16 protein-coding genes are annotated in these 14795 nt (G+C 33.0%); 12 read left to right on the plus strand and 4 right to left on the minus strand.

Annotation, left to right across the window (positions count from 1 at the left end):
* Positions 1-3: 3 nt before the first annotated feature.
* Together T410_RS15045 and T410_RS15050 are read right to left on the minus strand one after the other, a co-directional pair.
* Complete coding sequence (locus T410_RS15045) at positions 4-456, minus strand: DUF5675 family protein (RefSeq protein ID WP_035673277.1); 453 nt, start codon at positions 454-456, stop codon at positions 4-6.
* 68 nt (positions 457-524) lie between these two features.
* Positions 525-1328: a hypothetical protein gene (locus T410_RS15050; protein WP_051929459.1), complete on the minus strand. Its 804-nt coding sequence runs from the start codon at positions 1326-1328 to the stop codon at positions 525-527.
* Between the two features lie 97 nt (positions 1329-1425).
* Here T410_RS15050 and T410_RS15055 point away from each other — a divergent pair, with 97 nt between their 5' ends.
* The 5 genes from T410_RS15055 (at position 1426) to T410_RS15070 (ending at position 4749) form a co-directional block, all read left to right on the plus strand.
* Complete coding sequence (locus T410_RS15055) at positions 1426-1917, plus strand: thermonuclease family protein (RefSeq protein ID WP_035673279.1); 492 nt, start codon at positions 1426-1428, stop codon at positions 1915-1917.
* 106 nt (positions 1918-2023) lie between these two features.
* Positions 2024-2608 (plus strand): AbiV family abortive infection protein, encoded by a 585-nt coding sequence (locus T410_RS15060; RefSeq protein ID WP_035673280.1) that lies wholly within the window; start codon positions 2024-2026, stop codon positions 2606-2608.
* 754 nt (positions 2609-3362) lie between these two features.
* Positions 3363-3587: a hypothetical protein gene (locus T410_RS17365; RefSeq protein WP_369793033.1), complete on the plus strand. Its 225-nt coding sequence runs from the start codon at positions 3363-3365 to the stop codon at positions 3585-3587.
* A gap of 183 nt (positions 3588-3770) precedes the next feature.
* Positions 3771-3962 (plus strand): hypothetical protein, encoded by a 192-nt coding sequence (locus T410_RS17370; RefSeq protein WP_369793034.1) that lies wholly within the window; start codon positions 3771-3773, stop codon positions 3960-3962.
* Between the two features lie 271 nt (positions 3963-4233).
* Positions 4234-4749 carry a GNAT family N-acetyltransferase gene (locus T410_RS15070; protein WP_035673281.1) on the plus strand — a complete coding sequence of 172 codons (516 nt, stop codon included), beginning with the start codon at positions 4234-4236 and terminating at the stop codon, positions 4747-4749.
* Between the two features lie 118 nt (positions 4750-4867).
* On the opposite strand, the gene T410_RS15075 is transcribed toward T410_RS15070, so the two are convergent.
* Positions 4868-5425: a DUF4494 domain-containing protein gene (locus T410_RS15075; RefSeq protein WP_035673282.1), complete on the minus strand. Its 558-nt coding sequence runs from the start codon at positions 5423-5425 to the stop codon at positions 4868-4870.
* 425 nt (positions 5426-5850) lie between these two features.
* On the opposite strand from T410_RS15075, the gene T410_RS15080 reads away from it, so the two are divergent.
* Genes T410_RS15080 through T410_RS15095 form a run of 4 tightly spaced genes read left to right on the plus strand, consistent with a single transcriptional unit; the run spans position 5851 to position 10478 of the window.
* The gene (locus T410_RS15080) at positions 5851-6483 is read left to right on the plus strand and encodes a TetR/AcrR family transcriptional regulator (protein WP_035673284.1); all 633 of its coding nucleotides are present in this window, start codon (positions 5851-5853) and stop codon (positions 6481-6483) included.
* Positions 6473-7798, plus strand: a complete 1326-nt coding sequence (locus T410_RS15085; protein WP_035673286.1) for a TolC family protein — start codon at positions 6473-6475, stop codon at positions 7796-7798. The genes T410_RS15080 and T410_RS15085 overlap by 11 nt, the downstream gene beginning before the upstream one ends.
* A gap of 11 nt (positions 7799-7809) precedes the next feature.
* A complete protein-coding gene (locus tag T410_RS15090) occupies positions 7810-8889 on the plus strand; it encodes an HlyD family secretion protein (RefSeq protein ID WP_035673288.1) in 1080 nt (359 codons plus the stop codon).
* A 2-nt stretch (positions 8890-8891) separates the two neighbouring features.
* Positions 8892-10478 carry an MDR family MFS transporter gene (locus tag T410_RS15095; RefSeq protein WP_035673290.1) on the plus strand — a complete coding sequence of 529 codons (1587 nt, stop codon included), beginning with the start codon at positions 8892-8894 and terminating at the stop codon, positions 10476-10478.
* A 67-nt stretch (positions 10479-10545) separates the two neighbouring features.
* Here the strand turns inward: T410_RS15095 and yaaA are convergent, their stop codons facing one another.
* Positions 10546-11304, minus strand: a complete 759-nt coding sequence (gene yaaA, locus T410_RS15100) for a peroxide stress protein YaaA (protein WP_035673292.1) — start codon at positions 11302-11304, stop codon at positions 10546-10548.
* Positions 11305-11479: 175 nt separating this feature from the next.
* On the opposite strand from yaaA, the gene T410_RS15105 reads away from it, so the two are divergent.
* From T410_RS15105 to T410_RS15115, 3 genes are all read left to right on the plus strand, one after another.
* On the plus strand, positions 11480-12010 hold the full coding sequence (locus tag T410_RS15105; RefSeq protein ID WP_035673294.1) for a GNAT family N-acetyltransferase: 531 nt from the start codon (positions 11480-11482) through the stop codon (positions 12008-12010).
* 168 nt (positions 12011-12178) lie between these two features.
* The gene (locus tag T410_RS15110) at positions 12179-13429 is read left to right on the plus strand and encodes an ATP-binding cassette domain-containing protein (protein WP_035673296.1); all 1251 of its coding nucleotides are present in this window, start codon (positions 12179-12181) and stop codon (positions 13427-13429) included.
* Positions 13430-13542: 113 nt separating this feature from the next.
* Positions 13543-14790, plus strand: coding sequence for an NAD(P)/FAD-dependent oxidoreductase (locus tag T410_RS15115; protein WP_255360756.1), 1248 nt, complete (start codon positions 13543-13545; stop codon positions 14788-14790).
* Positions 14791-14795: the final 5 nt, after the last annotated feature.

Consider the following 14795-nt stretch of genomic DNA (forward strand, 5'->3'; position numbering starts at 1 on the left):
TTTTTAGAATTGAAAATTATTTTCAATAGTTATTTTATTAGTTTCAATTTTTGCCAATGCTACCAATTTTGGATAAATCATTTTGTAAGCTGCAATACTTTGTGAAATTTGAAAATTTCCATCTAAAAACTGAAATCCAAAACCGCAAAGCGGACAACCAGCAGTTTCTTTAATAGTGTTTCCGGTATGGATATACACAAAACTGAAATTTGGTAAGCCAGTAATTTCAATCATTCCTTCGTGCAGCTTTCCGAAAGCTTTTTTGTAATCCACATTTTTAGCTCCGTAAGTGTTCAACTTCAAACTAAAAACACCTTTTGGTATAGCAGTTTGAGAAGCCATTTTCACTTCTCTAATTTTATCCTCTAACAAGTAACATTGAAAGATACCGTTAATGTATAACTGGCTCAATGTACTTTCTTTGCCTTGTGCAACTCTTATTATTTTGGTTTCCATAATTGGGATAGATTTGAGGTTAAATGAAAAATCCCTCGTTTTTGGCGAGGGATCCTTCAAGGGTTTTTCTAAAAAGCTTCCTCAACTTTCAAGCAGTTCCCACTGGAGAACAAGTAGAAATTGGCTCCAACTAATTGATAAAACTCAATTCCGACGCACTGCAAAACAGTTGTGTTCGCCGTTGGAACAACTCCTCCTGGTAATGTTGCAGAAACTGTAGTTACAGGAACTGGAGCATACAAATCCAAAAAGTCGCTGTATTGAATATCGTTTACCTCATTCAAAACTGCATCCATTGGATCATAGCTGTTGGTGGTAGCATTGTATTCAAAATCACTCACAACTGAAAGCGAACTAATCAAACGAAAGTGGGTTGTACCAGATGGCGCATTTACCAAATTCACAGGATTAAAAGCATCAACTACCAATTCTCCACTTTCTCTACCAGCGGTATGAGTTAAAGTATATGGAGCATTGAAAATACCATTAAAGGAAGTGTTTTTATTGAACTCAAAACCTTTAAGGTATCTACGTTGTGTAGAAATTTCAATTTTTCTGTAACCTCTCGCTTCGGTTTGGTCTTCCAAATTGATTTTTTTCATAATGGAAGTTAAACGCCCGGTCACTTGACTGTCGGACATTTGTTTCATCACTTGGGATAAACCAGCACGAACCGATTTCCCAGCTTTGGCACTTGCGCCAAATTCATTCATATTCTCACGAGTTCTTTCGAACTCTGGTGCAGTGTTTACCTGATCACCACTAGGACCGCCAACCATTCCAGCGAAATAGCCTTCTTGTCCTTTAATTTTGAAGTGTCGGATGTCTCCAAGAGTTCCAACATACTTAATAACACCTTTTTGTCTTGCCATTTTTTTAAGATTTAAAAAGTTAATAATTAGATTAAATTCATAAGACAAATTTCAATGATTATCTTTGAATATAAATAATTTAAAATACTGTAAATCAATGCAATACAACGCAAAAGCACCGTACATAGTGGAAACCCATTGGCAAATTGAAGAAGTCCTTGACGGCGATAGCATCATCATTTGCCATCGTTTCACTCAAATGAAAAAAGAAATTCGTCTTTATGGCTTAGATGCACCAGAAGTAAAGATTAACAGAAAGATGAAAGAGGACGAAGAGAAAAGCAGTTTACCTGCCCAATTATTGCTGCAATTTGGTTTGCAATCCTTGAACTTCGTTTTGTCGGTTGCACCGCCAAAAACGGTTGTAACTATCATTACGGAACAAGAGAACTATTATGACTACTGGAACAGGCAATTGGGATATGTGATTCTTCCTGGTGGCGTATGTTTAAATGAGTTACTTTTACAAAATGGCTATGCTAAAGCGACACATCAATATTATTGTGGCAAGCTTGCGGAGTATCAAGCGATGAACCGCCAAGCGCAGCTCAATGGTATAGGGATTTATAGTCAAGTAAAAAGGTTCTGATTTGTTGTACTTATGTTGTACTATTGAAGTTTTAAAATTTAAGAGTATCAATAAATACAGTTACTTACAGGCGTTAAGAAGATATATACAAGTTAGCTACAATATTATGAACAACACTTTTCAAAAAATCAACGAACTTATAGCAATTGAATCAGAAAATCTAACTGAGTTTAATGATGTTTACGAGTATGAAAAATGCTTATTGCATATTGAAAGAATAATTGATTCATCAATTATTCTTTTCAAAAATTCACTTTATCAACAATCAATATTTCTTACCATTACAGCTTTTGAAGAAACAACAAAAGCTGAAATTTGTATATATAGAGGTTTAAGTAAAAACAAGCAAACGGTGAAGCGAAATAAAGATGGTTTATTTAACCATAAAATAAAGCATATTACAGTAGCTAATGATATCACTTTTAATTATCTAAAAACAGAAAAAATATATGGAAAAGAAAAAATTCAAGAAATTCTTGAGAATTTAAAATCCGGAAAATTTATTGAAATAAGGGAGAACTCGCTCTATTTTAAAAACATTGGGGGGAAATGTGTGATTTCTGACGAATTCATAAACGAAGAAAATTCTAAGCTTTTATTAATGATTTGTATAGAAGTTTTTGAAGATCGTTTATTTGGAGCTTATGAAAGAACAGATATTATTACAGATAGAGTTCTCGAAAATTATTAAAATTTTAAATACTGTAGCTAACACACGTTACAAGCGATTTAGGCATTTGCCCCCGCTCTTCGAAGAGTACATAACATTATCGGGAGTGCTGCGCAAATGTCTCTGACTTTGCGCAATTTTCAGAACTTGTTATTAAATTAAAACGCCCTAAAGTCTCTGACTTTCATCACCCCCGCTCTTCGAAGAGTACATAACATTATCGGGAGTGCTGCCCCGCTCTTCGAAGGGTACATAACGTTATCGGGAGTGCTGCGCAAATGTCTCTGACTTTGCGCAATTTTCAGAACTTGTTATTAAATTAAAACGCCCGCTCCGCAAAGTGTCTCAGCTCTTCGAAGAGTACATAACGTTATCGGGAGTGCTGCGCAAATGTCTCTGACTTTGCGCAATTTTCAGAACTTGTTATTAAATTAAAACGCCCGCTCCGCAAAGTGTCTCAGCTCTTCGAAGAGTACATAACGTTATCGGGAGTGCTGCGCAAATGTCTCTGACTTTGCGCAATTTTCAGAACTTGTTATTAAATTAAAACGCCCTAAAGTCTCTGACTTTCATTATCTTAAATTTAAAAACCCCCCGCTCTTCGAAGAGTACATAACATTATCGGGAGTGCTGCGCAAATGTCTCTGACTTTGCGCAATTTTCAGAACTTGTTATTAAATTAAAACGCCCTAAAGTCTCTGACTTTCATTATCTTAAATTTAAAAACACAAACAAGTCATTAAAATCGTTATTTTTATACTAAAAATACGTCAAAATGAAAGAAGGCTATGTAATTCGGGATCAGACTTTACCACATTATATAACGGCAACCGTTGTCGATTGGATAGATATTTTCACTAGGCAAACCTACAGAGACAGTATAATAGAATCTTTGGATTACTGCATAAAAAACAAAGGAATGATTTTATATGGTTATGTTATTATGAGTAATCACATTCATTTAATTATTCAATCTGAGGATGGGAAATTATCAGATTGAATAAGAGATTTTAAAAAATTTACCGCAAAAAACATTTTAGATAAAATCCAAGCCGTACCAGAAAGCCGAAAAGAATGGATACTGGAACGCTTCAAATTAGCAGCAGAAAAACATACAAGAAACAAAAATTATCAATTTTGGCAATATGGAAATCATCCTGAAGAGATTTATATCAATAAATTTATGTGGTCTAAATTAGATTACATCCATTTGAATCCAGTGAGAGCCGGTTTAGTTGAAAAGGCTTCACAATATATTTACTCCAGCGCAAGTAATTATATAAACGATTCTGGATTATTAAAAATAGAAAAAGCACATAATCCAGTTGTTGATATTTTAAATCTTAACGCTTTTACAAAGTATAATCAGTATTGAAATAGTATTCAAAAGTCAGAGACTTTTATGACGCAAATAATTTAAAAACAGCTACTAAAAACTGCGCAAAGTCAGAGACATTTGCGCAGCATTCACAATAAACAATTCGGAAAGCAAGGAAATTTACGCAGCATAAACAACAAACACTTCTGCTCAGCAACATATTCTTCTAAAAAATAAATACATACAACAATTCCGATTGGGAAAATTTTAAAGATAGTTTTGTACTTTTAAAGTAAACCCATTAACCGAAAAAACTTAAATTACAGTAATGAATTATCACTTTAGAAAAGCGGAACTATCTGAAATAGCTCCAATTTGGGAAATTTTACAACAAGCCATACAACGAAGAAAAGAAGATGGCAGTGAGCAATGGCAAGACGGTTATCCAAATCCAGAAGTCATACAAAAAGACATTGAAAAAGGAGAAGGATTTATTTTGGTTGATGGAGAAACTATCATCGGTTATAGCGCGGTACTAATCAATGATGAACCTGCCTATGAGAACATTGAAGGAAAGTGGCTAACGAATGGAGATTTTGTAGTATTGCATCGCGTAGCCATTTCTGAGAAATATTTAGGCAAAGGCTTATCCAAAATGATTCTCAAATACATAGAAGATTTTGCGGCAAGCAACAACATTTACAGCATAAAAGCAGACACTAATTTTGACAATCCCGCAATGATGAAAATTTTTGAAAATTCAGGCTATACCTATTGTGGTGAGGTATATTTTAGAGGAAGCTCCAGAAAAGCATACGAGAAAGTCTTAGCTAAACAAGACTAATTGGAATTATGAAAAACTTATGGTTAAAATTAAAAAACCGCAAATTCGCAAATAAAAATAGTTTGCAACTGTTTCTATAATTTGCGAATTTGTGGTGATTTTTTTAAAAGAACTTCTCTTAAACTGCAGCTTCTTCTTCAGGAGCAGTTTCAAATTCCATGTGATCTTCCATCTCGGCAGCTACTTCCGGTTTAGAACTTTTAAGCGCATTGAATCGTTCTAATTGTTCCAATTCTCCTTCTTCCCCACTGAAATAAGGAAAAACATCCATAATAGGTGATTCTGACACAGCAGGAATTGTATAATCACCCATCGTACCTTTCATCACACTAATCGTGTTATCATAAGCTTCCCTTACATCATTGGCTTGGACTAATAAATACATGTTAGTCTTGCGTTCTTTGCCACTTTCTTCGTCATACGCCAATAATGAAACTTTGGATCTAAACCAACGGTCTGCATTTTCAAAAGGATGAATTTCGGCATAATTAGCCACTTTTATATTTGTAATTTTAAATTCTTCACTGATATAGGCAGACATCTCTTCATTAATTCTGCTTTCTGCTTCTGTATAAGACAAGGCATCTACCAAATAAGGTTCTGTCGTAATCTTTTGCGCTCCAGTTTCATCTGTTTTTCTATATTTTACTTTGCATTCGTACCAAATTGTGCTCATCTCTTTTTTTTAAGGATGTCAAAGATAGATTTTAACGCAAAAGAAATTCACCATTCCTAAAATAGATATTCACAATTTGAGATAGCTGTCAGTCTTTATTTTTTTCCGTTATTTTGAGATATTATTTCTTTTATTAAAAAAAACTCACTGCAAACTTAATTTTATACCCCACAAAAAAAGCAATCAAAATAGCGAATAATAAATTTGGGTTCCTATAAAAGTTAAACTTGAAAACCCTTATAAAACTTCTTATATTTAAATTTAAAAAAAGATCCCCACTATTCACTATTAAGAGAAAAAATATTTTTGGTTAAATCCGTTTTACATAAAATCGTGAACTTTTTTTTGTTAAAATTATGTTAAACAAAAATTAAACAGGTGTTTAAATTAAACACTTGTTTAATTTTGTGCCATATTTAAAAAGCATGGAATCAAATACTGATTTTAACGAGAAACAAATCAAAATTCTTCAGGTAGCCGAAACGCTGTTTGCTGAAAAAGGTTTTGATGGTACATCAATCAGGAATATTTCAAAAGAAGCAAAAATAAATATCGCGATGGTTTCCTATTATTTTGGATCCAAAGAACGGTTATTAGAATCCTTAATTTTATACAGAACTTCCGATTTAAAAACCCAATTAGATACATTAATACAAGAAAAATTAGAACCTATTGAAAAAATCAATAAGTTAATCGAGCTCTATATCAATAGAATCAATTGCAATAAAGGAATTTATAGAATTTTGCATTTTGAATTTGCCACCAACAAACGCGATTTAAATTTTAAATCTTTTACTGAATTAAAAAAAGGAAATCTAAAATCACTTGAAGCCATAATCGAAGAAGGTCAAACGAAAGGTGTTTTTAGAAAAGATATTATCATTCCGCTGATAACACCTACAATTCTTGGAACTTTTTTTCATTTTCATATGAATAAACCGTTCTTTGAAAATTTATTAAATTTGAAAACCGAAGATTTATATAATAATTACATAAAAACCAATTTGACAAAGCACATCCAACAAACTATAAAAGCCCTTCTAATATATGAAAGTTAGTCAATTAATGCTCTTTGGGATTTTCTTTATAGGAATTTCTTCAGTAGAAGCTCAAGAAAAAACGAGTTTTACTCTCGATGAAGCCATTCACATGGCTTGGTTAAAAAGTAATGAAATTAGTTTAGCCAATACCAGAGTGGCAACTAAAAAATACGAATTGCAATCAGTAAAAAACAATCAATATCCTGATTTAAAAGTCTCCGGACAATACCAAAGATTGGCAAAAGCTTCTATTAACCTAAAAGTCAATAAAAGCAGTAGCTCAGAGCCAATGCCAACTGTAGATCAATTGATGCTTGGACAGGTTAATGCAAGTGTACCCGTTTTTGCAGGTTTTAAAATTCAAAACAGTATAAAGGTTTCTGAGAATTTGTATCAGGCTGAAAATGCAACAGCTTCACAAACTAAGGAAGAAATTGCGATGAAAGTAATCAATTACTACGCAACTTTATACAAATCGCAAAAAACCATTGAACTACTCAAAGAAAATCAAAAAAGTGCACAACAACGTGTCGTTGATTTTAGCGATATGGAAAAAAATGGCATAATTCCAAGAAATGATTTATTAAAATCACAACTGCAAGTTTCAAAAATTCAATTGTCAATAGACGAAGAAAATAACAATTTAAATATTGTAAATTTTTATTTGGTAACACTTTTAAAATTACCGGTTGAAACTAAACTAGAAATTAGAGAAAGTGATTTTGCTAATTTTCAAATGGACAATATCACTACTACGGATGAGCCCGCATTACAAAATCGTAAAGATTTGGAAGCAATTCGGTTTCAGGAAAAAGCAAGCAAGGCTAATATAAAAATAGCAAGAAGTGCCTATTATCCAGCAATTTCACTTATTGGCGGTTATACAGCATTAGACTTAAAAAATGTAGTGACGGTTCAAAACGCAATGAACTTTGGTGTTGGAGTTTCTTATGACATAAGCTCAATCCTTAAAAACGGGGCAATGGTAAAATTAGCCGAGAGCAAATCATTAGAAGTACAAAATTCACAAGCTGTTCTTACGGATTACATCAAAATGCAAGTTCAAAAAGCAATAGAAGACTACGATTTAGCATTAAAACAAAATGAAGTTTATGTTCAAGCCGTAGAACAATCTACAGAAAATTACAGAATCGTAAAAGACAAGTACGACAACGGACTTTCGGATACTAATGATTTATTGGAAGCCGATGTAGAACAACTGGGTTCAAAAATTAATAAAGCATTAGCTAAAGCAAATATTATACAAAAATACTACGAACTGCTTTCTGTTACCGGACAATTATCACAATCTTTCAATCTTTCAAAAATATAATCAGCAATCACATGGAAAAGAAAAAAACAAATACAAAATTCATTATTATCCTAGTGGCTCTTATCGTTTTAGGAGGAACTTATGGAACATATAAATACATGCACTCCTTATCACACGAAGAAACTGATGATGCACAGATTGAAAAAAACATGAATCCTATTATTCCAAAAGTTCCTGGATATGTGGATAAAGTATACATCAAAGACAATGATTTTGTAAAGAAAGGCGATACACTTTTTACAATTGACAAAAGAGATTATCAATTAAAAATCGATGAAGCTAATGCGGCATTATTAGCTGCAGAAGGAAATTTTGAAGTTTCAAAAGCTGATATTGGCAGTGCTTTGGCAAATATTTCTGTTTCTGATGCTAATGTCCAATCAGCAGGTGGAAATATCGAAACTGCAAAAATCAGATTAGGCAGAATATCAAATGATTACAATCGTTATGAAAATTTATATAAAAATCATTCGATTACAAAACAACAATACGAGCAAGCTTTAGCAGCAAAGCAAGAAGCAGAAAGTCAAATCCGTATTTTACAACAACAAGAAAAAGCAAGTTCATATCAAAAATCAGTTATTGTAGCTAAATCAAAAGTTTCTGATAAACAAACTCAAGTGGCTGCTGCCAATATCAAAAAAGCAAAAGCAATGCTTGATGCTGCAATCCTTAATTTATCATATACTGTAATAACTGCAGCTATCGATGGTCAGGTTTCAAAAATTGATATTCAACCGGGACAATTGGTTCAACCAGGACAATCCTTGTTTTATATAATCAACAACTCTAGTGCTTGGGTTATCGCTAATTTCAAAGAAACACAATTGAATAAAATGGTAATTGGACAAAAAGTAACCCTTAAAGTTGATGCGTATCCAGATTACGATTTTGAAGGTACATTAACTTCATTTTCACCTGCAACCGGTTCTCGTTTTTCTATCCTACCTCCGGATAATGCTACTGGTAACTTTGTCAAAACCATTCAAAGATTACCTGTTAAAATCAGTTTGAACACCTCTAATGATGTTGAAAAAATAAAATTATTAAGACCAGGAATGAATGTTGATGTTGACGTACATGTAAACTAAAAATGGCAAAAGTAAAAGTAGAAGATGATTTAGTAGAATACGGCTACAGACGAGTTCTAATTACGATTACAGCAGTACTTTGTGCATTACTGGAAATCGTAGATACTACTATTGTCAATGTAGCGTTAACGAACATGAGAGGAAGTCTGGGCGCCACATTGAATGATGTTGCTTGGGTAATTACTGCTTATGCTATTGCAAATGTTATTGTAATACCAATGACGAGTTGGCTTTCCCAACAATTTGGAAGACGAAATTATTTTGTAGTTTCTATTATTATTTTCACCGTTTCCTCCTTTTTGTGTGGTAATGCCAATAATATATGGGAACTTATCATTTTTCGGTTTATCCAAGGACTTGGTGGTGGAGCATTATTAGTTACTGCGCAAACTATTATAACAGAGAGTTATCCAGTTGCAAAACGTGGTATGGCTCAAGCTATTTATGGAATGGGTGTAATTGTTGGACCTACACTTGGTCCGCCATTAGGAGGTTATCTTGTTGATAATTTTTCTTGGCCATACATCTTTTACATCAATATTCCTCTTGGGATCATTGCTACTATTCTAGCATTGAGCTTTGTAAGAAGTCCTAAATTTGGAGAAAAATTAAAGGCTAAACAAGTGGATTGGTTGGGTATTTTTCTTTTGACAGCTTTCATTGGTTCATTACAATATGTATTGGAACATGGGCAACAAGATGACTGGTTCAATGATAAAATAATTACATTTTTAAGTGTTGTATCCGTTTTTGGTTTGATTTTATTTATATGGAGAGAGTTAACCTACAAACACCCCATCGTAAACTTAAGCGTTTTAAAAGATGGGAATCTACGCATTGGGACCTTAATGTGTTTTATACTGGGATTTGGACTTTATGGTTCAACGCTAATTATTCCTATATACACACAATCGATTTTAGGATGGACTGCTACTGATGCAGGTTTATTACTTATTCCGGGTTCAATCACCACTGCTATAATGATGCCAATTATTGGTAAATTAATTCAAAGGGGCGTTCCACAAGGTTATATGGTAGGCGTTGGTTTTTTAATTTTCTTTTTCTTTACGCTAATGATGCACAATAACATGACTCCGGATACTGGAGTTGAGCATTTATATTGGTCATTAATATTAAGAGGTATTGGATTAGGACTGCTTTTTGTTCCTATAACAACACTTTCTCTTTCAACTTTAAAAGGAAAAAATATTGGTGAAGGTGCCGCTTTTACCGGAATGATGCGACAATTGGGAGGTTCTTTTGGAATTGCTATCATTACTACTTTCATCACTAGATTCAGTCAGGAACATCGAGTAAATTTAGTTTCGCACTTAGACGGAAGCCGATTAGAAGTACAGCAACGTGTAATGATGTTGCAGAAGGGATTCATGTCTAAAGGATTTACTGCTAACGAATCTTTGAAAAAAGCGTATCAAGTCATTGATTATTCAGTCATGAAACAAAGTACTGTTCTATCTTATATGGATATTTTTCTTTACCTCGGAATCATGTTTTTATGCTGTATTCCGATAATCTTTCTAATTAAAAAAGGGAAGAACAAAATTAATCCTGCAGATGCAATGCATTAATAGTAAACAATAAAAAAATGCCTATTTCATTAATGAAATAGGCATTTTTTATTTTATCGGGGAACTATTATCTAGTGAATACCAAATGATTCCCTTTCGATAAATTAGCATCAAATTGATACCCTTCATAATTGAATCCTTTTAAATCATCAATTGTTTTTGCATTAGTATCAATGATATAACGCACCATCATTCCTCTCGCCTTCTTGGCAAAAAAACTGATTATTTTAAGTTTACCATTTTTATAATCTTTAAATTCTGGTGTGATTACGGGAACTTTTAACGCTTTGACATCGATCACCGAAAAATATTCGGTACTGGCTAAATTAATAAACAATTCATCGTCTTTAAGTTCTTTATTCAATGCTTTTGTAACCGTTTTTTTCCAAAATTCATATAAATTTTTGCTTTCGCCAATGGGTAATTTTGTTCCCATTTCTAATCGATAGGCTTGCATGAGATCTAATGGTTTCAATAAACCATATAATCCCGATAATATCCTCAAACGATCTTGTAACATCTCTAATTTTTCTATTGGAATTGAATACGCCTCTAATCCAGTATACACATCTCCGTCAAAAGTAAAAACTGCAGGACGAGCGTTTTCTGTGGTGAACGGTGTTTTCCATTCTTGGTTTCGTTTCCAATTCAAATCAGCCAATTTATCAGAAATATTCATTAAATCAGACAACTGAGCAGGCTTTTTTTCTTTTAAAACTTTATGAACTTGTCGCGACTCTTTTAGAAACTGGGGTTCCGTATGCAATGCAGTAGGCAATTCTTTTTCAAAATTTAAGGATTTGGCTGGCGATATAACAATTTTCATATACTATACTCTTTCAAGTTCTTTTTATTAATTCTTTCAAAAGTACAAATTGAAAACAACAAAGCGAGAATCTCTAAATTGATTTCTTGAATAGTATAATAGAAAATGAAAATTGCAACCTAAATTATTTACGTATTTTTGAGTTTTAATATAACCCAAAAGACGATCTACTATTATGAATTCAATAGAAATTAGAAAAGCCACACTCACCGATCTTGAGGCAATACAAAAAATAAGCACCCAAACTTTTACAGAAACTTTTGCCGCTGTAAACACCCCTGAAAATATAGCTAATTATGTAGCCGATAGTTTTAATTCTGAACAATTAACTTCTGAATTAAACAATGCAAATTCCCTGTTTTATTTAGCTACAGCCAGCAATGAAATTGTTGGTTATTTAAAAGTGAATTTTGGCGATGCCCAAACTGAAATGATAAATAAAAATGCTTTAGAAGTCCATCGCATTTATGTTTCAAAAGCCTTTCACGGGAAAAATGTAGGTCAATTATTGATTGATGAAGTGAAAAAAATTGCTCTAAAGACGGATGTAGATTACATTTGGCTCGGAGTCTGGGAAGAGAATCACAGAGCACTGCGATTTTACACTAAAAATGGTTTTGTAGAATTTGACAAACATGTTTTCACATTAGGAAATGAACAACAAACCGACTTATTGATGCAATTTCCAATAAATAAAGAAAAGTAATAAGCTGTAATTTCATTTTTAGCTCCTTAAAAATTAAAAAGAAACCCTTCATATAGATTTGAATTATGCTAAAAGTAGTGTTATATAAAAGCTGTAAAACTTGTGTTTAAAAAAGTATACGTTTAATTTTGCTAATACAGCTTAGCACTTCAATTTAGATATTTTAAAATGCTTAAAAACACACATTGGGATATTCTTTTATCGAATCAGGTAAACAAAAAAGGCTTTATTGAAACCTTGATTTCAGGAGAAGCCAAGGGAGAACTAATTGGTTTTAATGAACTGAAAGGAATGCTATTTTCTGATATTGCTATTGAAAAATTCATCGAAAAAGAATACCAATACGATATAGTTGAAGCGGCTCCTGAATCAAAGCGAAAATTACGCACTTTTTCCTCCGGTGAACAAAAAAAGGAATTTTTACGCTATTGCATCAATCAAAATCCGGATTATATCATTTTTGATAATCCATTTGATCATTTAGACCAATCCTCACGAGTGACTTTACTCGATTCACTCGAAAAATTATCAGCTTCAGTTCGCATCATACAATTAGTAAATCGTACTGCTGATTTACTTCCTTTTATTGAAAATAAAGCCCAGATAATTGATAATTCTTTTGTTTTAAATAACATTAACGTTACTGAAACCAATCAAAAAACAGTCGCAACTACTTTAATCCCAAAACCTTTAGAATCTTTTGATTACAAAGAAAGTATCTTAATAAAAATGAATGGGGTTTCCGTGAGTTATGACGAAAGAAAAATTGTAGACACTATTTCATGGACCATCAAACAAGGTGAATTTTGGCAACTCATTGGTCCAAACGGTTCTGGAAAAAGCACGCTATTATCCATGATTACAGGAGATAATCCAAAAGGATACGGACAAGAATTATACCTTTTTGGAAGAAAAAAAGGAAGTGGCGAAAGTATTTGGGAAATCAAGAAACAAATTGGAGTTTTCTCCACGGCAATGACGAATCTATTCAAAAAGAATTATAGTTTAGAGCAAATGATTCTATCGGGATTTTTTGATTCTATCGGGTTATATACGGAACCAACTACATTACAAAAACAAATTGTAGCACAATGGCTTGAGGTTATACAGATGAGTCATCTAAAAAACAAAACGTTCCATCGTCTTTCTATTGGTCAGCAAAGAATCGCAATGATTGTTCGCGCAGTTCTTAAACACCCTCCATTAGTCATTCTAGATGAACCTGTGGAAGGTTTAGATGATGAAAATACTGCCTTGGTTATACAACTAATTAATACCTTAATGAAAGAATCTAAAATGACCATTATATATGTTTCTCATCGCGTAGAACCGACGCTTGCCCCAACCTCTATTTTTGAGTTAATCCCAACAGCATCAGGTTCTATTGGTAAAATAAAATTTCATTCGGAACCAAATTAAAAAGTCATTTACAAATTTAGAGAGGTACTTGTTTTTTAAATTTTAATTATAAAAATAGCATCCTACCGTTTTTTAATTAAAACCTATTTTGTCTTATTTTTGTACAAATCATAATCAAAACAATGAAAGAAGATGTAATCATTATTGGAGCGGGACTAGCGGGATTATCAGCTGCGGTTTATTTGCATCGTCAAGGCAGGAAAGTAATGCTACTAGAAGCAAGTGAACGTGCAGGTGGAAGAATAAAAACTGATTCATACGAAGGTTTCCTTTTAGACAGAGGGTTTCAAGTACTTTTAACTGCTTATCCCGAAACAAAATCCTTGCTCAATTACAATGATTTAGACCTTAAAAAAATGTTACCTGGTGCAACGGTACTTTATGACAGAGGAAGTTTTGATATTGCGGACCCATTTCGAAGACCATCAGCTGCATTTGCTACGCTTTTTGCTCCAGTTGGCACTTTAAAAGATAAACTGAATACACTTTGGCTAAAAAATAAATTACAAAAAATAACCATAGAAGAAATTTTCAAACAACCGGAACAAAGCACCATAAAGCAACTTGCGGATTATGGTTTTAGTCCCAAAATGATTGAACGTTTTTATGCCCCTTTTCTTTCGGGAATTTTTCTAGAAAATAAATTGAATACTTCCCGAAGAATGTTCGATTTTGTGATGAAAATGTTTTCAGATGGGGATGTAGCTATTCCTGCTATGGGTATGGAAGAAATTCCTAAACAATTAGTTGCCATGTTGCCAAAAGGCAGTATCAGATACAATGCAAAAGTTGTTGACATTAAAGATAACACTATAATTATTGAAGACGGAACCATTCTAGAAGCCAACCAAATCCTTTTGGCTACGACCGCAAATACACTTACTAAAAAGTTTTTTCCTGAACAAAAAATGACATCGCATCAAGTAACTAATGTTTATTTTGAAGCAAGTGAAGCTCCAACTAAAAAAGCAGTTGTCATTTTGAATGCTTCAACCCAAAAGAAATGGGTCAACAATTTAACAGTACTTTCGAATGTTTCTAAAGCATACGCCCCCAAAGGAAAAATATTAATTTCTGTTTCCTATAATGGAATCCCGACTGTTGATGACGCAACTTTGGCTAAAAACATGAAAGAAGAATTGAAAAAATGGTATGGCGAGAAAATAAATTCTTGGAAAATGCTCAAAACCTATCGGATTGAATATGCTTTGCCTACTCAGGAAAGTGTAAAAAATGAATTAGCTGCTTCTGAAATAAAAATCTCTGATACATTATTTATTTGTGGAGACAATTTACTTAATGGTTCTATTAATGCAGCATTAAAAACAGGACGATTAGCTGCAGAAGCAATGAAATTATAGCATTT

Source organism: Flavobacterium sp. 83, from assembly GCF_000744835.1.
In the GTDB taxonomy this organism is placed as follows: domain Bacteria; phylum Bacteroidota; class Bacteroidia; order Flavobacteriales; family Flavobacteriaceae; genus Flavobacterium.

Coding starts and splice junctions, on each gene's coding strand:
- T410_RS15105 (WP_035673294.1), top strand. CDS start 11,480: ATGAATTCAATAGAAATTAGAAAAGCCACACTCACCGATCTTGAGGCA.
- T410_RS15060 (WP_035673280.1), top strand. CDS start 2,024: ATGAACAACACTTTTCAAAAAATCAACGAACTTATAGCAATTGAATCA.
- T410_RS15090 (WP_035673288.1), top strand. CDS start 7,810: ATGGAAAAGAAAAAAACAAATACAAAATTCATTATTATCCTAGTGGCT.
- T410_RS15070 (WP_035673281.1), top strand. CDS start 4,234: ATGAATTATCACTTTAGAAAAGCGGAACTATCTGAAATAGCTCCAATT.
- T410_RS17365 (WP_369793033.1), top strand. CDS start 3,363: ATGAAAGAAGGCTATGTAATTCGGGATCAGACTTTACCACATTATATA.
- T410_RS15045 (WP_035673277.1), bottom strand. CDS start 456: ATGGAAACCAAAATAATAAGAGTTGCACAAGGCAAAGAAAGTACATTG.
- T410_RS15095 (WP_035673290.1), top strand. CDS start 8,892: ATGGCAAAAGTAAAAGTAGAAGATGATTTAGTAGAATACGGCTACAGA.
- T410_RS15055 (WP_035673279.1), top strand. CDS start 1,426: ATGCAATACAACGCAAAAGCACCGTACATAGTGGAAACCCATTGGCAA.
- T410_RS15085 (WP_035673286.1), top strand. CDS start 6,473: ATGAAAGTTAGTCAATTAATGCTCTTTGGGATTTTCTTTATAGGAATT.
- T410_RS15075 (WP_035673282.1), bottom strand. CDS start 5,425: ATGAGCACAATTTGGTACGAATGCAAAGTAAAATATAGAAAAACAGAT.
- T410_RS17370 (WP_369793034.1), top strand. CDS start 3,771: ATGTGGTCTAAATTAGATTACATCCATTTGAATCCAGTGAGAGCCGGT.
- T410_RS15110 (WP_035673296.1), top strand. CDS start 12,179: ATGCTTAAAAACACACATTGGGATATTCTTTTATCGAATCAGGTAAAC.
- T410_RS15080 (WP_035673284.1), top strand. CDS start 5,851: ATGGAATCAAATACTGATTTTAACGAGAAACAAATCAAAATTCTTCAG.
- yaaA (WP_035673292.1), bottom strand. CDS start 11,304: ATGAAAATTGTTATATCGCCAGCCAAATCCTTAAATTTTGAAAAAGAA.
- T410_RS15050 (WP_051929459.1), bottom strand. CDS start 1,328: ATGGCAAGACAAAAAGGTGTTATTAAGTATGTTGGAACTCTTGGAGAC.